This is a genomic window from Pseudomonas costantinii (assembly GCF_001870435.1).
In the GTDB taxonomy this organism is placed as follows: Bacteria; Pseudomonadota; Gammaproteobacteria; order Pseudomonadales; family Pseudomonadaceae; genus Aquipseudomonas; species Aquipseudomonas costantinii.
Genome location: NZ_MDDR01000034.1, coordinates 594,487 through 614,426 on the forward strand (window position 1 = coordinate 594,487; position 19,940 = coordinate 614,426).

The 19,940-nt window shown below is 60.0% G+C and carries 18 protein-coding genes; 7 read left to right on the top strand and 11 right to left on the bottom strand.

What is annotated here, in order from left to right:
• Positions 1 to 4: 4 nt before the first annotated feature.
• Positions 5 to 1,420: an acetyl-CoA carboxylase biotin carboxylase subunit gene (locus tag BFL40_RS18210; RefSeq protein WP_049710865.1), complete on the bottom strand. Its 1,416-nt coding sequence runs from the start codon at positions 1,418 to 1,420 to the stop codon at positions 5 to 7.
• Positions 1,421 to 1,616: 196 nt separating this feature from the next.
• On the opposite strand from BFL40_RS18210, the gene BFL40_RS18215 reads away from it, so the two are divergent.
• The gene (locus BFL40_RS18215; RefSeq protein WP_071485276.1) at positions 1,617 to 2,591 is read left to right on the top strand and encodes a LysR family transcriptional regulator; all 975 of its coding nucleotides are present in this window, start codon (positions 1,617 to 1,619) and stop codon (positions 2,589 to 2,591) included.
• On the opposite strand, the gene BFL40_RS34350 is transcribed toward BFL40_RS18215, so the two are convergent.
• The 3 genes from BFL40_RS34350 to BFL40_RS18225 form a co-directional block, all read right to left on the bottom strand.
• Positions 2,521 to 2,718 carry a PA3496 family putative envelope integrity protein gene (locus BFL40_RS34350; protein WP_074851647.1) on the bottom strand — a complete coding sequence of 66 codons (198 nt, stop codon included), beginning with the start codon at positions 2,716 to 2,718 and terminating at the stop codon, positions 2,521 to 2,523. The two genes, BFL40_RS18215 and BFL40_RS34350, sit on opposite strands and share 71 nt — an antisense overlap.
• 188 nt (positions 2,719 to 2,906) lie before the next feature.
• The gene (gene hexR / locus BFL40_RS18220; protein ID WP_017739023.1) at positions 2,907 to 3,773 is read right to left on the bottom strand and encodes a transcriptional regulator HexR; all 867 of its coding nucleotides are present in this window, start codon (positions 3,771 to 3,773) and stop codon (positions 2,907 to 2,909) included.
• A gap of 162 nt (positions 3,774 to 3,935) precedes the next feature.
• On the bottom strand, positions 3,936 to 6,809 hold the full coding sequence (locus BFL40_RS18225; RefSeq protein ID WP_071485277.1) for an EAL domain-containing protein: 2,874 nt from the start codon (positions 6,807 to 6,809) through the stop codon (positions 3,936 to 3,938).
• A gap of 279 nt (positions 6,810 to 7,088) precedes the next feature.
• Here BFL40_RS18225 and uvrD point away from each other — a divergent pair, with 279 nt between their 5' ends.
• From uvrD to BFL40_RS18240, 3 genes are all read left to right on the top strand, one after another.
• On the top strand, positions 7,089 to 9,272 hold the full coding sequence (gene uvrD, locus BFL40_RS18230; RefSeq protein WP_071485278.1) for a DNA helicase II: 2,184 nt from the start codon (positions 7,089 to 7,091) through the stop codon (positions 9,270 to 9,272).
• Between the two features lie 207 nt (positions 9,273 to 9,479).
• Positions 9,480 to 10,352: a Tim44 domain-containing protein gene (locus tag BFL40_RS18235; RefSeq protein WP_071485279.1), complete on the top strand. Its 873-nt coding sequence runs from the start codon at positions 9,480 to 9,482 to the stop codon at positions 10,350 to 10,352.
• 135 nt (positions 10,353 to 10,487) lie between these two features.
• A complete protein-coding gene (locus BFL40_RS18240; protein ID WP_017135771.1) occupies positions 10,488 to 10,895 on the top strand; it encodes an SMI1/KNR4 family protein in 408 nt (135 codons plus the stop codon).
• A 17-nt stretch (positions 10,896 to 10,912) separates the two neighbouring features.
• Here the strand turns inward: BFL40_RS18240 and BFL40_RS18245 are convergent, their stop codons facing one another.
• A complete protein-coding gene (locus BFL40_RS18245) occupies positions 10,913 to 12,676 on the bottom strand; it encodes a cation:proton antiporter (protein ID WP_071485280.1) in 1,764 nt (587 codons plus the stop codon).
• 291 nt (positions 12,677 to 12,967) lie between these two features.
• On the opposite strand from BFL40_RS18245, the gene BFL40_RS18250 reads away from it, so the two are divergent.
• Positions 12,968 to 13,453 (top strand): acyl-CoA thioesterase, encoded by a 486-nt coding sequence (locus BFL40_RS18250; protein ID WP_071485281.1) that lies wholly within the window; start codon positions 12,968 to 12,970, stop codon positions 13,451 to 13,453.
• A gap of 18 nt (positions 13,454 to 13,471) precedes the next feature.
• Here the strand turns inward: BFL40_RS18250 and pdxY are convergent, their stop codons facing one another.
• Positions 13,472 to 14,344, bottom strand: coding sequence for a pyridoxal kinase PdxY (gene pdxY / locus BFL40_RS18255; protein WP_071485282.1), 873 nt, complete (start codon positions 14,342 to 14,344; stop codon positions 13,472 to 13,474).
• Between the two features lie 117 nt (positions 14,345 to 14,461).
• Here pdxY and BFL40_RS18260 point away from each other — a divergent pair, with 117 nt between their 5' ends.
• Positions 14,462 to 14,857, top strand: a complete 396-nt coding sequence (locus tag BFL40_RS18260) for a DUF3301 domain-containing protein (protein WP_071485283.1) — start codon at positions 14,462 to 14,464, stop codon at positions 14,855 to 14,857.
• Here BFL40_RS18260 and BFL40_RS18265 read toward each other — a convergent pair.
• The 4 genes from BFL40_RS18265 to dksA are packed head-to-tail and all read right to left on the bottom strand — an operon-like array spanning position 14,851 to position 18,142.
• Positions 14,851 to 15,813 (bottom strand): CobW family GTP-binding protein, encoded by a 963-nt coding sequence (locus BFL40_RS18265; RefSeq protein WP_071485284.1) that lies wholly within the window; start codon positions 15,811 to 15,813, stop codon positions 14,851 to 14,853. The two genes, BFL40_RS18260 and BFL40_RS18265, sit on opposite strands and share 7 nt — an antisense overlap.
• 44 nt (positions 15,814 to 15,857) lie before the next feature.
• Positions 15,858 to 16,502, bottom strand: coding sequence for a DUF1826 domain-containing protein (locus tag BFL40_RS18270; RefSeq protein WP_071485285.1), 645 nt, complete (start codon positions 16,500 to 16,502; stop codon positions 15,858 to 15,860).
• On the bottom strand, positions 16,502 to 17,710 hold the full coding sequence (zigA, locus tag BFL40_RS18275) for a zinc metallochaperone GTPase ZigA (protein ID WP_071485286.1): 1,209 nt from the start codon (positions 17,708 to 17,710) through the stop codon (positions 16,502 to 16,504). The genes BFL40_RS18270 and zigA overlap by 1 nt, the downstream gene beginning before the upstream one ends.
• 27 nt (positions 17,711 to 17,737) lie before the next feature.
• Positions 17,738 to 18,142 (bottom strand): RNA polymerase-binding protein DksA, encoded by a 405-nt coding sequence (dksA, locus tag BFL40_RS18280; protein ID WP_071485287.1) that lies wholly within the window; start codon positions 18,140 to 18,142, stop codon positions 17,738 to 17,740.
• 126 nt (positions 18,143 to 18,268) lie between these two features.
• Between dksA and BFL40_RS18285 the strand changes: the two genes are divergently transcribed.
• Positions 18,269 to 18,637 (top strand): glutamine synthetase, encoded by a 369-nt coding sequence (locus BFL40_RS18285; protein WP_071485288.1) that lies wholly within the window; start codon positions 18,269 to 18,271, stop codon positions 18,635 to 18,637.
• Here the strand turns inward: BFL40_RS18285 and BFL40_RS18290 are convergent.
• Complete coding sequence (locus BFL40_RS18290; RefSeq protein WP_071485289.1) at positions 18,634 to 19,854, bottom strand: N-acetylmuramoyl-L-alanine amidase; 1,221 nt, start codon at positions 19,852 to 19,854, stop codon at positions 18,634 to 18,636. The genes BFL40_RS18285 and BFL40_RS18290 overlap by 4 nt on opposite strands.
• Positions 19,855 to 19,940: the final 86 nt, after the last annotated feature.

The window sequence follows — 19,940 nt, forward strand, 5'->3', positions numbered from 1 at the left end:
TTCCTCACAGGCCTGCGTGGGCGGCGATGGCGGCGGCGATGGCCAGGGCCAGCTCTTCGGGTTTGCGCTTGATCGAGTAATTGGTCAGTTCAGGATGGGCTTCAACGAAGCTGGTATTGAACTGGCCGCTACGGAATTCCGGGTTGCGCAGGATTTCCTGGTAGTAGGCGGCGGTGGTCTTCACGCCTTGCAGGCGCATGTCATCCAGGGCACGCAGGCCACGGTCCATGGCTTCTTCCCAGGTCAACGCCCACACCACCAGTTTCAGGCACATGGAGTCGTAGAACGGCGGGATGGTGTAGCCGGTGTAGATCGCCGTGTCGGTACGCACGCCGGGGCCGCCGGGGGCGTAGTAACGGGTGATCTTGCCGAAGCTCGGCAGGAAGTTGTTCTTCGGGTCTTCGGCGTTGATCCGGAACTGCAACGCGAAGCCACGGTGCTGAATGTCTTCCTGTTTCACCGACAGCGGCAGGCCCGAGGCGATGCGGATCTGCTCACGAACGATGTCGATCCCGGTGATTTCTTCGGTGATGGTGTGTTCCACCTGCACCCGGGTGTTCATCTCCATGAAGTACACCTCGCCCTCGGCGAGCAGAAACTCCACGGTACCGGCGTTCTCGTAGCCCACGGCCTTGGCCGCGCGCACCGACAGGTCGCCAATGTAGGCGCGCTGTTCAGGGGTCAGCTGGGGGCTGGGAGCAATTTCGATGAGCTTCTGGTTACGACGCTGGATCGAGCAATCGCGCTCGAACAAGTGCACCACGTTGCCAAAGCTGTCACCCAGGATCTGCGCCTCGATGTGCTTGGGATTGACGATGCATTTTTCCAGGAACACTTCCGCCGAACCGAAGGCCTTGGTGGCTTCGGAGATAACGCGGGGGAAGGCTTGTTCAAGTTCTTCGCGGCTGTTGCAACGACGGATACCGCGGCCGCCACCACCGGAGGTGGCCTTGAGCATCACCGGGTAACCAATGCGGTCGCCTTCGGTGAGGGCCTCGGCGATGTCGGCGACGTTGCCTTCGGTGCCGGGGGTGACCGGTACGCCGGCCTTGATCATGCTGCGGCGCGCTTCGGTCTTGTCGCCCATGCGGCGAATCACTTCCGCCGACGGGCCGATGAATTTGATACCACGCTCGGCGCAAATATCCGCCAGCTCGGCGTTTTCCGAGAGGAAGCCGTAGCCGGGGTGCAGCGCATCACAACCGGTTTCCACAGCCAGGTTCACCAGCTTGCGCGGGTTCAGGTAGCCGGCCAGGGGCTCGGCACCAATGCTGTGGGCTTCGTCGGCACGTTTGACGTGCAACGCATGGCGGTCGGCGTCGGAATAGACCGCGACCGAGCGAATGCCCATCTCGGCGCAGGCACGCACGATTCGTACGGCAATCTCACCACGGTTGGCGATCAGGATCTTTTTTATCACTTGGAAATTCCCTTGAGCCGATTGCTGCGTTCTTCGACCGCTTTGGAGCGGGTCGACGCGTGACCAAATGTTTCATGACAGTCGCGAGACACACACTATGCGCACCGGAGGATTAACAAAAATCAATAATTATTGGGCTGTGTATAAGTAAAGACTTATAGTTGGCCGGACGGCCTAGGGCGAGAGGATTAAAATAATGCGTAAGTCATTGATGCGTATGACATTACGTCAGCTTCAGATTTTCAATGAAGTCTGTGATTTGCGTTCCTACAGCCGCGCAGCCGAGGAAATGTCCCTCACTCAACCGGCTGTTAGCCTACAAATTCGCCAGCTGGAAGAGCTGATCGGCCAGCCGCTGTTCGATTACGTCGGCAAGAAGCTCTACATGACGGAGGCCGCCGAAGCCCTGCAACGGGCCAGCCGGGATATTTTCGGACGCCTGGAAAACCTCGATATGCAGCTCTCGGACATGCAAGGTTCGCTGCAGGGTCAGTTGAAGCTGGCAGTGGAGTCCAGCGCCAAGTATTTCGTGCCGCACCTGTTTGCCGCCTTCAAACGCCAGCACCCGGAGGTGCAGTTGCACCTGACGGTGGTCAACCGCGCCCAAGTGATTCGGCGGCTTTCGGATAACCGAGATGATCTGGTGATCATGTCCATGGTGCCCCAGGACATGGGGCTCGAATTCCTGCCGTTTCTCAACAACCCGATTGTCGCCGTGGCGCCGCTCGATCATCCCTTGAGCCTCCAAGGGCCGCTGCGCCTGCAAGACCTGGAACCTTACACGCTACTGTTGCGCGAGCCGGGTTCCGGCACGCGGCTGGCCTGTGAGGAGTACTTCAAGGAGAAACGTGTGCACTTCACCCAGACGGTGGAAGTGGCCTCGGCCGAGGCGCAGCGTGAATGTGTGAGCGCAGGATTGGGCGTGGCCTTGCTGACGCGCCACGCCGTCAACCTGGAGCTGGCCACCGGCGGGCTCAAGGAGCTGCCGGTGGAAGAACTGCCGCTGTACCGCAGTTGGTGCCTGGTGCAGGCCAAGGCCAAGCGCTTGTCACCGGTGGCCCATGCGTTCCTGGGTTTTATCCGCAGCGAGCGGGTGCAGATCAGCGCGTTGGCTGAACGCTTCGCTGGGCAGCCACGGGTGCCTGCCAGTGGAGTTCCGGGTAGTCACTGATGCTTTGGAGCAATTGGCGCTCTTCACAACGGTCTTCGATTGCGCGACGGAACGCCATGCGGCGCTGGTCTTCCTGCTGACGACGGGTCTTTACGGTGCTGTTGCTGTCTTCGTAGGGCCGGGCCATTTGGAGTCTCCCAATGCGAGTACGGGGAGTACAGGATGGGCGCGAGCGATGACGGTTTGGCGGCGCGGGGGTTACAGGACGATGAATCTTCTGGAATTGATCGTTCCCACGCCCCGCGTGGGAATGCAGCCCAGGACGCTCTGCGTCCCGCGACGCGGAGCGTGGGAGCGACCCACAGTGCCGGGCTTTTAGTCGTCGAGGGCTTTGACGGACTTGGGCGACAGCCGCAGGCTACGCAAGCTGCGCTTCACGCTCTTGAGGTGGTTCACCAGGCTCGGCCCGCGCGCCATGGCCACGCCCATCGCCAGCACGTCGATCACCACTAGGTGGGCGATACGCGAGGTCAGTGGTGTGTAGATCTCGGTGTCTTCGTGCACATCAATCGCCAGGTTGACCGTGGACAGTTCCGCCAACGGCGTCTGGCTTGGGCACAAGGTAATCAGCGTCGCGCCGCTTTCACGCACCAGGTTGGCAGTGATCAGCAGATCTTTGGAGCGGCCGGACTGGGAGATGCAAATCGCCACGTCGGTCGGCTTCAAGGTCACAGCCGACATCGCCTGCATATGCGGGTCGCTGTAGGCCGCCGCCGTCAGCAGCAGACGGAAGAACTTGTGCTGGGCATCGGCAGCCACCGCGCCCGAAGCGCCGAAGCCATAGAACTCAACGCGCTGGGCCTGGGACATCGCAGTCACGGCCTTTTGCAACTCAATCGGGTCGAGCTTCTCACGCACTTCCATGAGGGTGTGCAAGGTGGTGTCGAAGATTTTCAGGCTGTAGTCGGCGACGGAATCATCTTCATGAATCGCGAATTGCCCGAAGCTTGCTCCAGCGGCGAGGCTCTGAGCCAACTTGAGTTTCAAGTCCTGGAACCCGGAGCAACCAATGGCGCGGCAGAAGCGCACGATGGTCGGCTCACTGATGCCCACGCTGTGGGCCAGGTCGGCCATGGAACTGTGCATCACGGCCGCAGGGTCAAGCAGCACGTGATCGGCAACCTTGAGTTCCGATTTGCGTAACAGGTGGCGCGACTGGGCGATATGTTGCAACAGGTTCAAAGGGCAGGACTCTTGTTATTGGCAGGTGCCAGGGATGTAGCGAGCTTGTAGTTATACTACAAGAATTATCGTTTTGCCCGCCCGATGCATCACTAAATCGCCCTGCCCCCCTCTGAATCAAAGGGCAGGCACTTTGTAGCCAGTGGGGCGGCCCAGGCTGCATTAGGGAAATTCTGCATTTTTCCGTAACAAATCTGCCAACCCTTCCGCCTGCATCGGCCGGCTGATCAAATAGCCCTGCACCTCGTCGCAGCGTTCCCCCCTCAAGAATTCAAGCTGCTGTTGATCTTCCACGCCCTCGGCCACCACTTTGAGTGCCAGCCCGTGGGCCATGGCGATGATTGCTCGGGTAATGGCGGCGTCCTCACGGCCCTGGCCAAGGCCGCGAATAAACGTCTGATCGATCTTCACGTAGTCCACGGGGATGCGCTTGAGGTAGCTGAGGGACGAATAGCCGGTGCCAAAGTCGTCGATGGCCAGCTTAACGCCCAGGTCGCGCAGTTGCTGGAAGGTGGCGATGATGTGTTCGACGCTGTCGAGCAGTTGGCTTTCAGTCAGCTCCAGCTCAAGGTATTGCGGGTCCAGACCAGTTTCTTCCAGCACCTGGCGCACCAGGCTGACCAGCTTGCCCTGACGCAACTGGTGCACCGACAGGTTCACCGACACACGAATCGGCGCCAGCCCCTGGCGCTGCCACTCACAGGCTTGCCAGCAGGCCTGGCGCAGCACAAATTCGCCCAGCGGGACGATCAAACCCGTCTCTTCAGCCAAGCCGATAAAGTCTCCCGGCGGCACCATGCCCCACTGCGGATGCTCCCAGCGAATCAGCGCCTCGGCGGCGTTCAGTTTGCCGGTGGCCAGGCACAGTTTCGGCTGGTAGAACACCGTGAGCTGGCGTTCGTCGATGGCCTTGCGCAAATGGTTTTCCAGCTGCAAACGCTCTAGGGTGCTGGCTTGCAGGCTATCGGTGTAGAACTGAAAATTATTGCCGCCCAGATGCTTGGCGTGCTGCATGGCCATGTTCGACTGGCTGACCAAGGCGGAAATTTCCCGCGCATTATCCGGCAACAGACTCACCCCCATCGAGGCGCTGACCACTAACTCGTGCCCTTCCACCGTCACCGGCACGCGCAGTTTGGCGAGCAGCCGCGTGGCCACCCGCGCAAGACTGGAAAGGCTGCCGTAGGCATCGAACAACACCGCGAACTCATCGCCAGACAGCCGCGCGATGGTGTCGGCTTCCGGCAAGGCGTTAATCAACCGGCGCGCCATTTTCTGTAATAGCTGGTCAGCCACTTCGTGGCCCAGGCTGTCATTGAGCAGCTTGAAACGATCCAGGTTGATGTGCAGCAGCGCCAGGCTACGCCCGCCCTGGCGTACACGGGCATGCGCCTCGCGCAGGCGTTCACGAAACAACGAACGGTTGGCCAGGCCGGTCAGCTCATCATAGTGGGTGAGGTAGCGCATGCGCTCTTCGGACTCACGCCGCGCCGACAGATCAGCAAAGAAGCCCACGATATGGCTGACGTTTCCGCGAGCATCGCGCACGACATTCAACTGCAGCCACTGTGGATATAACTCTCCGTTTTTGCGCGTTTCCACCAGCTCACCCTGCCAGGTGCCATGGTTGAGCAGTGCTTGGCGGATCACTGGAAAATGGCGACGGGCGTCACGGCTACTGGGTAGCTCCACGACGTTGCGGCCAAGCATATCGTCGATTTCAAAGCCCGTGACGCGGCTGAAGGCTTGGTTGACGGCAATCAGCGCGTAGTCCGGGTCGAGAATTACGATACCTTCGCTGGCAGCCTCGAACACCGTCGACGCCAGGCGCTGCTGCTCTTCCACGGCCTTACCGGCGCTGATGTCACGGCGAGTACCGAGCATGCGCGTAACCCGTCCGCCAGGCGTACGCTCCACGGCGCGGCCACGGTCTTCGATCCACACCCAATGGCCGTCGCCATGGCGCACGCGGTATTCAACCTGATAGTCCTCGCTGCGGCCTTTTAGATGTTCCACCAGGGCACGCTTGAGCAACGGTAAATCTTCAGGGTGCAGGCGTGGCTTGAGGTGGCTGAGCATTGCCGTGACGTACTCGGGCTCCAGGCCGAACAGCTCCTTGAGCTGGGTGTGATGGACTTCGTCGGTTTGCAGGTTCCAGTCCCACAACCCCAATTCACTGGCTTGCAGGGCCATGGCCAGGCGCGCCTCGCTTTTATTCAGGGCCAAACTGGCGGCATCCAGTTCTTGGCTGCGTTGCGCAACACGGTCTTGCAGGCCGATTTGCGCGTCACGCAATTCCTGTTCGACCTGGCGGCGCTGCTCGACTTCGCGCACCAGCTCCTGATTCAACTGTTCGCTGCGCTGCTGCGCCTGCTGTAAATGCTCAATCAACGCCTGGTTCTGGAAACGTCGTAATAGCCCGCGTTGGATCAGACGGTTGACCTGCCACGCGACCACGCTCAAAGAAGCCAACAGAATCAGGCCGAGCACGCCCCAACCTTGCTGCTGCGGAGCACCACTCCAGAACAGATAGACGATAGCCGGCATCAGGCACGGCAAAGCGAATGACAGAAACGCGGGTAGGCTTACGGCATAGGCGACACTGGCCGACAGTGTCGCCGCACCGAGCAGACCAAACACCCAGGCCTGTTGCACAAAGCTGTCCGCCGGCACCAAGGCAATGGCAGCGGTGGCCAGGGTCAGGCCGCTGACCGCAGAGCCGAGCATGAACATACGACGCCAGACCGGTTGGGCCTGGCGGCTGGGCATGGCCGAATCAAAGGCCGCGACCTGGATCACACGCATGGCTACCAGCGCGAGCAGCCAGACCAACCAGATACTGTCCAACACATATTGCTTGGGATTCCACAGCAACCAGGCGCAGACCAGGCCGTTGACCAACATTAATAAAGTGGGCAGCAGCGAGCCCTGATACAGCAGGCGAGTGCGTTCGACCGCCATCTCGGTTGCGTAGTGCTTACGAATGACCTGCGCGGGCGCCGTCGAGGGGCCGAACAGGTCGGTGCTGAGGGTCATAGGCAATGTTCTTATAATGGTGAGCCCGAAACGTCGACGGAGCATACACAAGCAAACGCTCGGGCCAAACTGCTCCAAGTCATAAAAACTGTACGACTTTTCGCCGCAAACCTCGGGGCCAGACAGCTTGAGCGAGGCGCTGCGCGGGCTGTGGCCTATGACCGACCGGTCATCACTCCCAGCAGAATGTTTACCCGACAAGGATCGCGCCTGATGTTTTCCGGCGACCACCCGGCATTGGGATTTGCCCCACTCCACCGGGGGCCATAGAATGCGCCGATGCGCGATGATCTCTCCCTTTTGCTGAATTCCCTCAACGATGCCCAACGCCAGGCCGTAGCAGCCCCCGTTGGCCGTCAGTTGGTCCTGGCCGGTGCTGGCTCCGGTAAAACCCGAGTGCTGGTGCACCGTATCGCCTGGTTGATCCAGGTTGAAAACGCGTCCCCGCATTCCATCCTGTCGGTGACCTTCACCAACAAGGCCGCTGCCGAGATGCGTCACCGCATCGAGCAGTTGATGGGCATCAGCCCGGCCGGCATGTGGGTGGGTACCTTCCACGGCCTGGCGCACCGCCTGTTGCGGGCGCATTGGCAGGAAGCTGGCCTGAGCCAGACCTTCCAGATCCTCGACAGCGACGACCAGCAACGCCTGGTCAAGCGGGTGATCCGTGAGCTGGGCCTCGACGAACAACGCTGGCCCGCCCGCCAGGCGCAATGGTTTATCAACGGCCAAAAAGACGAAGGTCTGCGCCCGCAACATATCCAGGCCAGCGGCGATTTGTTCCTGGCCACCATGCGCAGCATTTATGAAGCATACGAAGCTGCCTGCGTGCGCGCCGGGGTGATCGACTTCTCCGAGCTGCTGCTGCGCGCCCTCGACCTGTGGCGCGATAACCCAGGCTTGCTGGCCCATTACCAGAAGCGCTTCCGGCACATTTTGGTGGACGAGTTCCAGGACACCAACGCCGTGCAATACGCCTGGCTGCGCTTGCTGGCCAAAGGTGGCGACAGCCTGATGGTAGTGGGCGACGACGACCAGTCGATCTACGGCTGGCGTGGCGCGAAAATCGAGAACATTTACCAGTACTCCGAAGACTTCCCGGACGCGGTCACCATCCGCCTGGAGCAGAACTATCGCTCCACCGCCGGGATCCTCAAGGCCGCCAACGCCTTGATCGCCAACAACACCGGGCGTCTGGGCAAAGAGCTGTGGACCGACGGCGGCGAAGGCGAAGCGATCAACCTATACGCCGCGTTCAACGAGCACGATGAAGCGCGCTACGTGGTGGAAACCATCGAAAGCGCCCTGAAAACCGGCCTGGCGCGCAGCGATATCGCGATTCTCTACCGTTCCAACGCCCAGTCGCGGGTCTTGGAAGAAGCTTTGCTGCGTGAACGCATCCCGTACCGCATCTATGGCGGCCAGCGCTTCTTCGAGCGTGCGGAAATCAAGAACGCCATGGCCTACCTGCGTTTGCTGGAAGGTCGTGGCAACGATGCGGCGCTGGAGCGGGTGATCAATATCCCGGCCCGTGGCATCGGCGAGAAAACCGTCGAAGCGATTCGCGACCACGCGCGTCATGCCGATGTGTCGATGTGGGAAGCCATGCGCTTGCTGATCGTCAATAAAGGCCTGACCGGCCGCGCCGCCGGGGCGTTGGGTGGGTTTGTCGAGCTGATCGAAAACCTGGCCGCCAAGTGCATGGAAATGCCTCTGCACTTGATGACTCAGACGGTGATCGAACAGTCCGGTTTGATTGCCTACCACGAAGCGGAAAAAGGCGAGAAAGGCCAGGCTCGGGTAGAAAACCTTGAGGAATTGGTCAGCGCCGCCCGCGCGTTCGAAAACACCGAAGAAGATGAAGAGCTGACCCCGCTCGCCGCCTTCCTCGGCCATGCGTCGCTTGAAGCCGGCGATACCCAAGCCGATGAGCATGAGGACAGCATCCAACTGATGACCTTGCACAGCGCCAAGGGCCTGGAGTTTCCGTATGTGTTCCTGGTGGGCATGGAAGAAGGCCTGTTCCCGCACAAGATGAGCCTGGAAGAGCCCGGCCGCCTTGAAGAGGAACGTCGCCTTGCCTATGTGGGCATCACCCGGGCCATGCAAAACCTGGTGATGACCTACGCCGAAACCCGACGCCTGTACGGCAGCGAGACCTACAACAAGGTGTCGCGCTTCGTACGTGAAGTGCCGAAGGGGCTGATCCAGGAAGTGCGCCTGTCCAACAGCGTCAGCCGCCCATTCGGCGGTGGCCAGCAGCAGAACTCCAGCAGCATGTTTGCCGGTTCCGAGATTCCGGAAACACCGTTCAGCCTGGGCCAGCAGGTCAAGCACGCAATCTTCGGCGAAGGGGTTATCCTTAACTTCGAAGGCGCGGGTGCCCAGGCGCGGGTACAGGTGAACTTTGCCGAAGGCAGCAAGTGGCTGATGATGGGTTACGCGAAGCTGGAAGCAATCTGATAGATCTTGATCATTCCCACGCTCTGCGTGGGAATGATCGGTGGGCCAGCCCTTGTATTTCAGCAGCGCGGGCCAATATCTGTAATTAGTCCTACAGGCCATTCTGAATCGGTCTTACGCAAAAGCCCGAAACACTCTGCCGCTAGCCACTGTCACGACACCTGTGCAACATGGCGCGCGTGCAATCCACAAATGGGAATTCCCTTTATGAAACGTTTTCTTAGCATCGCCATGGCGTTGTGCATCGGCCTGACGATGAGCATCGACGCCAACGCCAAACGCTTTGGTGGCGGTAAAAGCATGGGCGCGGCACCGACTCACCAGACCAGCCAAATGGCCCCATCTGCCGGTGGCATGGGCGGTGCAGCGGCTACTGCAGGCGCAGCCGGTGCTGCTGGCGCTGCGGCCAAGGCCGGTGGTGCTTCGCGCTGGTTGGGCCCTCTGGCCGGTATCGCCGCCGGTGGCCTGCTCGCTTCCATGTTCATGGGCGGCGGCTTCCAGGGTATGCAGATCTTCGACATCCTGATCATGGCGGTCATCGCCTTTGTGATCTTCCGCTTTATCGCCGCCCGTCGACGCAAGCAGCAGGAGCACCTGGCTCCAGCTGGCGCGCCGATGCAGCGTGAAGTGTTCGAACAAAAGCCTGCCATGGGCTCGATCTTCGGTGGTTCGGCAGCGCCTGCCGCCGCCCGTCCGGTGATCAACGCACCGGCCTGGTTCAACGAAGAGCGTTTCGTCGAAGCGGCCCGCAGCCACTTCCAGTCCCTGCAACAACACTGGGACGCCAACGAAATGGACAAGATCGCCGAGTTCGTGACCCCGCAACTGCTGGAGTTCCTCAAGCGCGAACGCGCCGACCTGGGCGACGCGTTCCAGTCGACCTACATCGACGACCTGCGCGTGCAACTGGAAGGTGTGGATGATCGCGCCGACAAGACCATCGCCACCCTGACCTTCAGTGGCGTGTCGAAGACCTCGCGTTTCGACCAGGGCGAAGTGTTCAGCGAAAGCTGGAACATGGAACGTCCGCAAGGCGAGAACCAGCCTTGGCTGGTCGCCGGTATCCGCCAGAACGGCTGATAGCTGCGCGTTTGAGCCCGTAGTAATAAAAACCCCGGACATGTTCCGGGGTTTTCTATTTCACGGTTGCACTTATAGCGAGCTACTGTATAAAACGCCCCTATAAACCGCGCCATCAGCAAGAGGATCCCGGCCGTGGAAGAAATTATCGAACAATTGCGTGAAGCCAACGAACCGGTCCCGGTTCCTCTGGAACTGCCTGATGAAGATCAGATTGTGGAAATCGAGGAACAACTGTTCATCGACATCCCCTTTGTCTTCCGTGAATTCCTGCTGACCGTCAGCGACGTGGTGTATGGCAGCCTGGAGCCGGTGACCGTCACCGACCCACAATCCCACACGTATCTGCCGGACGTTGCCGCCAATGCCTGGGATGCCGGCGTTGATCGCAGCATGATTCCAATCTGCCAGGACGGTGACGACTACTATTGCGTCGAAGAAGACGGCACTGTGGTGCTGTGGTCCGGCGAAGAGGAACTGGTTACCGAAGAAACCTGGGAATCGGTGTGGCACTGGGCACGGGACGTCTGGCTGGAAAGCTAAGCCCCGTACCAAAATCTCTAGTGCTCTGGCGTGTCCTTATGGTTATCCAGCGTCTCCAGCAAGGCGACCTGCATCCGCGTATGCACGCGGATGAACCACCGCCAGAGCACAGCCGCCACGGCTGCCGTCACTACGGCGATCAGCACCAGCAACTTGTTGGTCGGCAGAATACTGGCCGACAAGGCTGCCAATAGCAGAAAGATCACCAGCAACGACAGGATGGGGATCAGTTCGGAGATCACTCGTCGTACACGCTGGGTATGCCGCCCGGCCATTTCCGGCTTCACACTCATCTCCGCCAACAACATCGACAGCGCCTTGAGCTTGCGATACGCCGCAATCAAAAACGGCAGTGACAGCAGCAACGCTGCGCCCCAAATCAGCGCCTTCTGCCAGCTTGGATCGCTGATCCAACCCTCCAAATACCCACCGATGCGCGCCGCGAAAAAGCTACCTGCAAAGAAGATCGCCACCACCAATGCCAGGTTCACCCCCACTTGCAGGATGATCTTGCGGATCATCGACGCCAGCATCGCACCCTCACCTTGCGGTTGAATGCTGCGCAGCCATTCGCCGTACATACCGAACACCCGGCTCATGCGCTTGGGCATGACCGCCGCAATCTTCAACGATAGCGGGTCAGCACCGCGAATCAGGTAGGGCGTCAGCAACGTGGTGATCGCCGACACGGCCACCGCCACCGGATAGAGGAAGTCGCTGGTCACCTGCAAGGTCATGCCCAGCGCCGCGATAATGAAGGAAAACTCGCCAATCTGTGACAGCCCCATACCCACGCGCAGCGAGGTTCGTCCATCGTTACCGGCAATAAACGCACCCAGGCCGCAGGACACCATCTTGCCCAGCACCACGGCCACGGTAATCACCGCGATCGGCCAAGCGTATTGCAGCAGGATTTGTGGGTCGATCATCAGGCCGATGGCGACAAAGAAGATCGCACTGAACATGTCGCGAACCGGCTCGATCAAACGCTCGATCTTAACCAACTGCCGGGATTCGGCCATGATTGCGCCGATCAGGAATGCGCCCAGCACCATGCTGTATTCCAGCTTGACCACCAGCAGGCAGAAGCCGAAACACAGGCCTAATACGGTGATCAGCAGCATCTCGTTGCTTTCAAACTTGGCCACGTAGGCCAATAGGCGCGGCACCAGCAAAATGCCGATGACCAGCGCGACAATCATGAACAGCGAGAGCTTACCGACCGTGGAGAACACCTCACCGGAGCTGACCGTGCCGCTGACGGCAATGCTCGACAGCAAAGCGATAATGCCGATGCCGAGGATGTCTTCGACGATCAGCACGCCGAAGATCAGTTGGGCGAAACGCTGGTTTTTCATCTTCAGGTCGTTGAGGGCCTTGACGATGATGGTGGTCGAGGAAATCGCCAGGATCGCGCCGAGGAACAGCGAGTCCATCGTGTTCCAGTCGAACCAGCGGCCGATTTCGTAGCCGATCCAGATCATCAGGATGATTTCCAGGAAGGCCGCGATAAACGCCGTAGCGCCAACCTTGAACAGCTTGCGCAGGCTGAACTCCAGGCCCAGGCAGAACATCAGGAAGATCACCCCCAGCTCGGCGAGGGTCTTGATGGTGTCTTCGTCGTGAATCAGGCCGAACGGTGGGGTGTGGGGGCCGATGATGAACCCGGCGACGATGTAACCCAGCACCACTGGCTGTTTGAGGCGGTGAAACAGGATGGTGACAACCCCTGCCACCAACATGATCACGGCCAGGTCCTGGATAAAGCTGATGGCGTGCATGGCGAGGGGCTCCTTGAGGGTACCGGCGCTTTTCCCACTTCCACACGCACTGTTGAACGGTCGCAAAGAGCGGAAGGAAAAGTCGGCCTTAATCGTAAGAAATGCCCTGAGATGGGCTTTTGAAGGGTAACACCGCGACTTCCGGCAGAAAGCCGGTGCAATATATGGAAACAGATCGGTGCAGGCGTGACGGCAAGCCGCCCACCGGCGTCCCGTTAGGGATAGCGCTGCAAAGATTCCAGCACCCGCAGAGGTGCCTCCCCAACCGATGCCTACAACCGTGAGTGTGCTATGGAACCCGGAAACGCCCAGCTGTCGATGACGGTATTGATGACCCCTGACATGGCTAACTTCTCAGGCAATGTCCACGGCGGCACCCTGCTCAAGTACCTCGACGAAGTGGCCTACGCCTGCGCGAGCCGTTACGCCGGCCGATATGTAGTGACTTTGTCGGTAGACCAGGTGATTTTTCGCGAGCCGATCCATGTCGGCGAGCTGGTGACCTTTCTTGCGTCGGTCAACTACACCGGCAACACATCGATGGAAGTGGGCATCAAGGTGGTGACCGAGAACATTCGTGAGCGCTCGGTGCGTCATACCAACAGCTGCTTCTTCACCATGGTGGCCGTGGACGACCAGCGCAAACCTGCCGCCGTACCGCCGCTACAGCCTCAAAACAGTGAAGACAAGCGCCGCTTCGTGCAGGCCCAGCAACGCCGGCAAATTCGCCAGGAATTGGAGAAGCGCTACCGGGAAATCAAAGACGACGCGCCGTAAGGATCAAGAAATGTGTGCTTACAGGCCGATCGGCGTGGCTTCGAAGCGCACGCGAGGATGGGCGATACGGTCCTGAGCGCGCACCAACTCCAACTCGTAACTGGCGCAGGCCTGGGTTTCCAGCAGCACTTCGTGCACCGCTGCCGCCGTGAATTCGAAGGCCGCCAACAGACTGTCGCCCAGCAACACCCGCGCCAGGAACAGCCCCGAGGTCAGGTCGCCCACGCCCACCGGCTGTCGCGGGAACGCCAGCAGCGGCCGGCGTAAGTGCCAGCTGCCATTAGCGGTGACCAGCAGCATCTCGAAGCCATCCGGCAACTTGCCAGGGTAATCCAGGTGCTTGACCAGCACCGCTTTCGGCCCACGCGCCAACAATGCCTTGGCCATGCCCAGGCAATCGAACAGCGACTGCGGCTTACGCCCGGCAAAGCTGTCCAGTTCCAGTTGGTTAGGGCACAGGAAGTCAGCCATGGCAGCCGCCTCGTCCAGCAGGAAATCGCTGACTTCCTGCGGCACGATGCAACCCTTTTCCGGGTGCCCCATCACCGGGTCGCACAGGTACAGGGCCTTGGGGTTGATCGCCTTGATGCGCGCCACACCGGTCAGAATTGCACGGCCTTGGTCCGCACTGCCGAGGTAACCGGACAGCACCGCGTCGCAGTTGCCCAGCTCACCGATCGCCGCAATGCCTTCCACCAGTGCCGGAATTTGCTGCGGCGCCAACACTTCGCCCGCCCACTGTCCATACTGAGTGTGGTTGGAGAACTGCACAGTGTTCAGCGGCCAGACGTTCACCCCGACCCGCTGCATGGGGAACACGGCGGCGCTGTTTCCGGCGTGGCCAAAGACCACATGAGATTGGATCGCAAGCAGATGAGGTGTGCGTTTCATGCAGGGGATTTCCGTAGAGCCATTTAAATTCTGGCCGCGCAGTATGCGACTAAACACAGCCTGTACGACAGACCGGCGACACAGTTAAGCTGCTCTCACTTTGTTGGAGTTCATCGCATGCTGACCCTGGGAAACATCTTCGTGTTGATGCTGCTGGCGACTGGCGCCGCCTGGGTGTGGCACAACCATGGCCTGCGCGAGCGGGCGTTGGAGCGGGTCAAGCAGCATTGCGCCAAGCTCGATATCGAACTGCTCGACGGTGCGGTGGCGTTGAAACGCATCGGCTTCGTAAAAGATGCCAATGGTCGGCGCCGCCTGGCACGCATCTATAACTTTGAGTTCACCGTGACCGGTGAAACCCGCCATCCTGGGACTATCACCCAATTCGGTGCCCACAGCGCGCAGATCGAACTGGCACCCTACCCGTTCGAGATCAAGACGCCGCTGCCCAGCGCTGAGGTGATTGAGCTAAGCCAATGGCGCCAGGACCACGCCACCAAGAATCGTCACTGACGGCAGGCTGCCAGCGCGCTCTGTAAAGCGGCCACGTCCTGTGGCTCGCTGAAGATCAATTCGATACGTGAATCGCGGCGCCATTCACTGGGTTGCCAGGGGAGTGGACTGTTATCCACAGCGTTGGCGCTGACCCAACCTTTTGCGCTGTGGATAACCAGTTTGGCACGGCGCCAATCAAGGTCTTTTAACCAGTCATGCAGGCGCTGAGTATCGAATTGCTGGCTCGGGTGCCAGCGCCAACCAATACTCCAGCCCCCCTCCTGGGCCTGGCTGAGGCAGATGGGCAGCGCGGGATCGCTCCAGATCGCCGGTATCTGCGCCAACCCTTTGGGCACTTCGAAGTTATCCACAGCGGCGCCCGCTTTTGCATTTAGACCTGGCAACTGTGCCAGCGGCAATTGCGCCTGGCGTGTCCAATAGAGCGGGCAATCGGGAAGCTGCCGTTCGACAGCCTGGCGCTGCACGGCATCCAGCGACTCATCTTTATTCAATACCAGCAGCCCGGCACTGGCCAACGTCTCGCGCTGCGCGTCAGGCAAGGGTTTGCCCGCCGCCAGCGCCTGGGCATCCAACACCAGCACACAGGGCTGAACCGCCAGCACGTTCTGCCACGGCGCCTCGCGTAGTTGCTTGAGCAACTGCGCCGGGTGGCCCAAACCCGATGGTTCGATAAACAACCTATCCGGCTTGGCCTTACGCAGCAGGCGGCCCAGGCCTACCTGGAACGGTGCACCATTCACACAGCACAAGCAGCCGCCCGCCACCTCGCCCAGGGCAATGCCGTCGTCGGCCTGGGTGAGCAAGGCTGCGTCCAGGCCGATCTGCCCGAACTCGTTGATCAACACAGCCCAGCGCTCATTGGCCGGGCGTTGGGCGAACAGGTGCTTGATCAGGCTGGTCTTGCCGGCGCCCAAGGGTCCGGCAATGACGTGGGTGGGAATGTTCTGCAGCATGAGGGGCATCATTCAGACCGTATAGAGAGCTTGATCCTACGCGGTTACGCCAGCCAATCCAGCGTCAGGATCAATCGGCGTTCGTCCGCCTTCAGCGCGGGCGAGCGATGAATCAGGCCGTGGCCTTCGTTGCCGTGCCATTTCGTGCCCTTGAGCAGAGCTACTTCGCCGCAGTGGATCTGCTCGATGCGGTCGGTGGGTTCCCCATCCGGCTGGCTGAGTTTACGGCGATCCATCACGCCTTCACGCAGCCATTGGCTGCCGATGCCGGCATAAGTAGTAATCAGCCGCACAGGCACGTGGTCGACATGAAAGCGTGGGCACATGGCCTTATCCAACAGCCGCAAACGCACACCAATACGCTTGGCGCCGAGCAGGCAGCCAAAGGCGCTGATCAACCACGACACGTCGGCGATAAAACCTTCATAGCCTTCAAGATCACGACAGCTTGACGCCAAACCCTGCAAGTTCGGCACAGCGTCCTCGCTGTTAAGCTCAATCACCAAGGATTCAGCCAACGGCTCATTGAGCGCCACCAGCAAAGCGCCGAATTCGGCGATATGCAGGGGCAGCTGGCGCTGCCACAGCGCCAGGTTGACGCCATCTTCGAGGATGTCGGACAGCGCCAGCGGGGTTTCACCGCGAGTCTGCCGGATCACCGGGCGCAAAGGGATTACCTGGGCCAGCATCAGGCGGCTGCCTCCTCATACCAAGGGCCAAAAGGATCGGCCAGCAGGCGCCAACCTTCAACGCCCAGGGCCATTTCTTCATCGTTGAGCAAGCACGCATCCAACCCGGCACGCATCTGGGTGAAGTCGATGTTTTGTCCGATAAACACCAGTTCCTGGCGGCAATCGCCGGTGCTCAATTGCCAATTACCCATGATCGCCGCCACGTTTTCTTCGTCCTGGGGCCACTGGCTTTTCGGCACAAAACGCCACCAGCGCCCGGCGAAACCATGACGCATCAAACCGCCAGCCTGGGACCAACTGCCCGCATCCTGATGCTTGCTGGCCAGCCAGAAAAAGCCCTTGGAGCGCAGCAGTTTGCCGTTTACCCACGGGCGGTCGATAAAGTCGAAGAAACGCTGTGGATGGAACGGACGACGCGCACGGTAAGCCGTGGAAGCGATGCCGTACTCTTCGGTTTCCGGCACATGCTCACCGCGCAGCTCCTGCAACCAGCCCGGGGCCTGGGCGGCGCGCTCGAAATCGAAACGACCGGTGTTGAGGATCTTGTTCAGCGGCACTTCGCCCATGACCATCGGGATAATTTCCGCTTGGGCATTCAGGCGCTCGAGGATGGCCACCAGCTCCTCGCGCTCGCGGCTGCTGATCAGGTCGATTTTGCTGATCAGGATCACGTCGGCAAATTCGATCTGCTCGATCAGCAGATCGGTGATGGAACGCTCGTCCTCTTCACCGAGGGTTTCGCCCCGTGAGGCCAGGCTTTCAGCGGCCTGATAGTCGAGCAGGAAGTTCATGCCATCAACCACGGTGACCATGGTGTCCAGGCGTGCGATATCGGCCAGGCTTTGCTCGTTTTCATCGCGAAAGGTGAAGGTTTCCGCCACAGGCAGCGGTTCGGAAATGCCAGTGGATTCGATCAACAGGTAATCGAACCGACCTTCCTTGGCGAGCTTTCCGACTTCTTCCAGCAAGTCTTCACGCAAGGTGCAGCAGATGCAGCCGTTGCTCATCTCCACCAGTTTTTCTTCGGCGCGATTGAGGGTGACGTCGCGCTGGACCTCGCTGCCGTCGATATTGATTTCGCTCATGTCGTTGACGATCACCGCCACCCGCAAGTTTTCGCGGTTACGCAGGACGTAGTTGAGCAGTGTGCTTTTACCGGCGCCGAGGAAGCCGGACAGCACGGTAACGGGGAGACGATTGGTCATCAGGTAATCCTCATCAGGGTTGGCCGGTCAAATCGCCCGTCGGTGGCGTTCGCGCAGCTCTTCACGTTCTTTGGCTTCGATACACAGGGTCGCGGTGGGACGTAGCAGCAGGCGTTGCAGGCCAATGGGCTCGCCGGTTTCACGGCACCAGCCGTATTCACCGCGGGCCAGCAGTTCCAGGGCGTCGTCGATCTTGTCCAACAGCTTCTTTTCCCGTTCCAGCAGGCGCATTTGCCATTGGCGCTGTTCTTCGGCGCTGCCCACATCCGCCGGGTCGCTGCTGGTTTCCTGCTCACGCAGCCCCAGGAACTCGGCGTCGATGCGCGCTTGCAGCTCGTCGCGTTGGCTCAGCAACAATTCGCGGAAAAAGCCTTGCTGGGCTTCATTCATGTAGTTGGCAGGCGGTTGGGTCAGGAGGTCTTGTTCAGTCATGGGAAGCGGTTCACGGGTCAGGCTGTTTTTTAATGTTATAGTATAACAACACAAATAAGCCAATCCCCCTTGCTCGCCACGACGAAGGGCGCAATGCTTGAACACTTCCTTGCCCCGAGAAGCCCTATGAAATACCTGGTGTGCGCCCTGCTTTTGGCAGCGGCAGGACAGGCCTGCGCCCAAACGCCAAGCCTGTTGGCCAACTGCACGCGCAGCGCCAACCTGCTGGCCTGTGTGGACCCTTTGGGGAATGCCTACAGCGTGGCGACTGTCGGCAGCACCACGTACTTGCGGGGTTTTGAGGTGATCGGCAAACGCTATTGGGCACAGACCAACAGCCGCTATGGGCAGCTGACGTTCTTTACCGGGTTGGCGTCCGATGGTGAGGCGTGGGTCGGCTACACGCGCCGCGTAGGCTGGACCACCATCAACCGGTTTTCCAGTTCCGGTGGGGCCAGCGCCAAGTTCACGTGCAGCCGTATTACTGGTTGTTAGACCTGGCCGTTCTTTTGTTCCTGAACCCAGGCCATGTAGCTGTTCATCGGCGGATTCTTCTGGAAGTACTTTTTCAGGCCTTCAAACAGGCCATCAGCCACTGCCTGTTGATGACGCGCCGTCACCAGTCGCTGGGCGTCTTGGGTATTGGAAATGAACCCAGTCTCCACCAGGATCGACGGTACGTCCGGTGATTTAAGCACCGCGAAACCTGCCTGTTCCACGCGCTTCTGATGCAGCGTGGTGATGTTTTGCAGGCTGCCCAGCACCGAGCTGCCCAGTTGCAGGCTGGAGGCGATGGTGGCGTTCATCGACATGTCGAGAATCACCCCGGCCAACATCGGGTCCTTGTCCTTGAGATTCAGTAACGTGGTAGCACCCAGCAGGTCGGCGCCATTCTCGCGCTGTGCCATGAAGCGCGCCGTGGCGGACGTCGCGCCGCCTTCCGACAATGCGTACACCGAGGCCCCGGAGGCCGTGAGCCGTGGCGCGGCATCGGCATGCACCGAGATGAACATATCGGCCTTGTGCTGACGGGCAATGTCTACGCGCTTGCGCAGTGGTACGAAGAAGTCGTCGTTGCGTACCAGCTTCACGTCAAAGCCCTTCTCGCGCTTCAAGCGTTTGGCCAGCAACTGGGCGATCGACAGCACCACGTCTTTTTCACGCTGGCCCTTGGAACCGATGGCGCCCGGGTCCTTACCGCCATGACCAGGATCGACCACCACGATGATGTCGCGCTTGGGATGCGCTTTATCCACCGGCGCCGCTGACGCAACCAGCGGCGCAACTTCAGCGGCAATTTGACGAGGTGCATGGGTGGCGCTGGTCAGGTCCAGTACCAGGCGATGACCTTGGCCATCCTGCGGCGGCAATAAGAAGCTGTTGAGCTGCATCGGCGCGGCCAGGTCCAGAACAATTCGCGTATCGCCTTTGCCGAAATGTCCGGAGCGAATCGAGGTGATCCCGCTGTTCTTCAGTACAAGCTGAGAGAAATCGCCACTGAGCCCGGCGCCGCTCAGGTCGATGATCAAGCGTTCCGGTGAGGTCAGGGAAAAAGTCTTGTATTGCACCGGGCCACTGAGGTCGAGCACCAGCCGCAGTTTATCGTCCGAGCGCCACAGGCGCGCATTGCGAATCTGCGTGGCATAGGCCCCCAAAGGCAAGGCGAGCAAGGGGCTGACCAGTAGCAGGTTGAGAAGCTGACGTCTGTGCATGACATATACCGCAAATAAAGGAGCGTCCCTGCTCGACATGACTGAAGAAAGGCTGGAGCAGAAAAATCATCGTCGACTCAATAGTT

What these genes read in the sequence shown, in the direction of transcription:
- BFL40_RS18215 (WP_071485276.1), top strand. Translation starts at nt 1,617, where the DNA reads ATGCGTAAGTCATTGATGCGTATGACATTACGTCAGCTTCAGATTTTC.
- uvrD (WP_071485278.1), top strand. Translation starts at nt 7,089, where the DNA reads ATGCGCGATGATCTCTCCCTTTTGCTGAATTCCCTCAACGATGCCCAA.
- BFL40_RS18225 (WP_071485277.1), bottom strand. Translation starts at nt 6,809, where the DNA reads ATGACCCTCAGCACCGACCTGTTCGGCCCCTCGACGGCGCCCGCGCAG.
- BFL40_RS18245 (WP_071485280.1), bottom strand. Translation starts at nt 12,676, where the DNA reads ATGCACGCCATCAGCTTTATCCAGGACCTGGCCGTGATCATGTTGGTG.
- pdxY (WP_071485282.1), bottom strand. Translation starts at nt 14,344, where the DNA reads ATGAAACGCACACCTCATCTGCTTGCGATCCAATCTCATGTGGTCTTT.
- BFL40_RS18265 (WP_071485284.1), bottom strand. Translation starts at nt 15,813, where the DNA reads ATGCTGCAGAACATTCCCACCCACGTCATTGCCGGACCCTTGGGCGCC.
- BFL40_RS18235 (WP_071485279.1), top strand. Translation starts at nt 9,480, where the DNA reads ATGAAACGTTTTCTTAGCATCGCCATGGCGTTGTGCATCGGCCTGACG.
- BFL40_RS18250 (WP_071485281.1), top strand. Translation starts at nt 12,968, where the DNA reads ATGGAACCCGGAAACGCCCAGCTGTCGATGACGGTATTGATGACCCCT.
- BFL40_RS18285 (WP_071485288.1), top strand. Translation starts at nt 18,269, where the DNA reads ATGAAATACCTGGTGTGCGCCCTGCTTTTGGCAGCGGCAGGACAGGCC.
- BFL40_RS18290 (WP_071485289.1), bottom strand. Translation starts at nt 19,854, where the DNA reads ATGCACAGACGTCAGCTTCTCAACCTGCTACTGGTCAGCCCCTTGCTC.
- dksA (WP_071485287.1), bottom strand. Translation starts at nt 18,142, where the DNA reads ATGACTGAACAAGACCTCCTGACCCAACCGCCTGCCAACTACATGAAT.
- BFL40_RS34350 (WP_074851647.1), bottom strand. Translation starts at nt 2,718, where the DNA reads ATGGCCCGGCCCTACGAAGACAGCAACAGCACCGTAAAGACCCGTCGT.
- BFL40_RS18270 (WP_071485285.1), bottom strand. Translation starts at nt 16,502, where the DNA reads ATGCTGGCCCAGGTAATCCCTTTGCGCCCGGTGATCCGGCAGACTCGC.
- zigA (WP_071485286.1), bottom strand. Translation starts at nt 17,710, where the DNA reads ATGACCAATCGTCTCCCCGTTACCGTGCTGTCCGGCTTCCTCGGCGCC.
- BFL40_RS18260 (WP_071485283.1), top strand. Translation starts at nt 14,462, where the DNA reads ATGCTGACCCTGGGAAACATCTTCGTGTTGATGCTGCTGGCGACTGGC.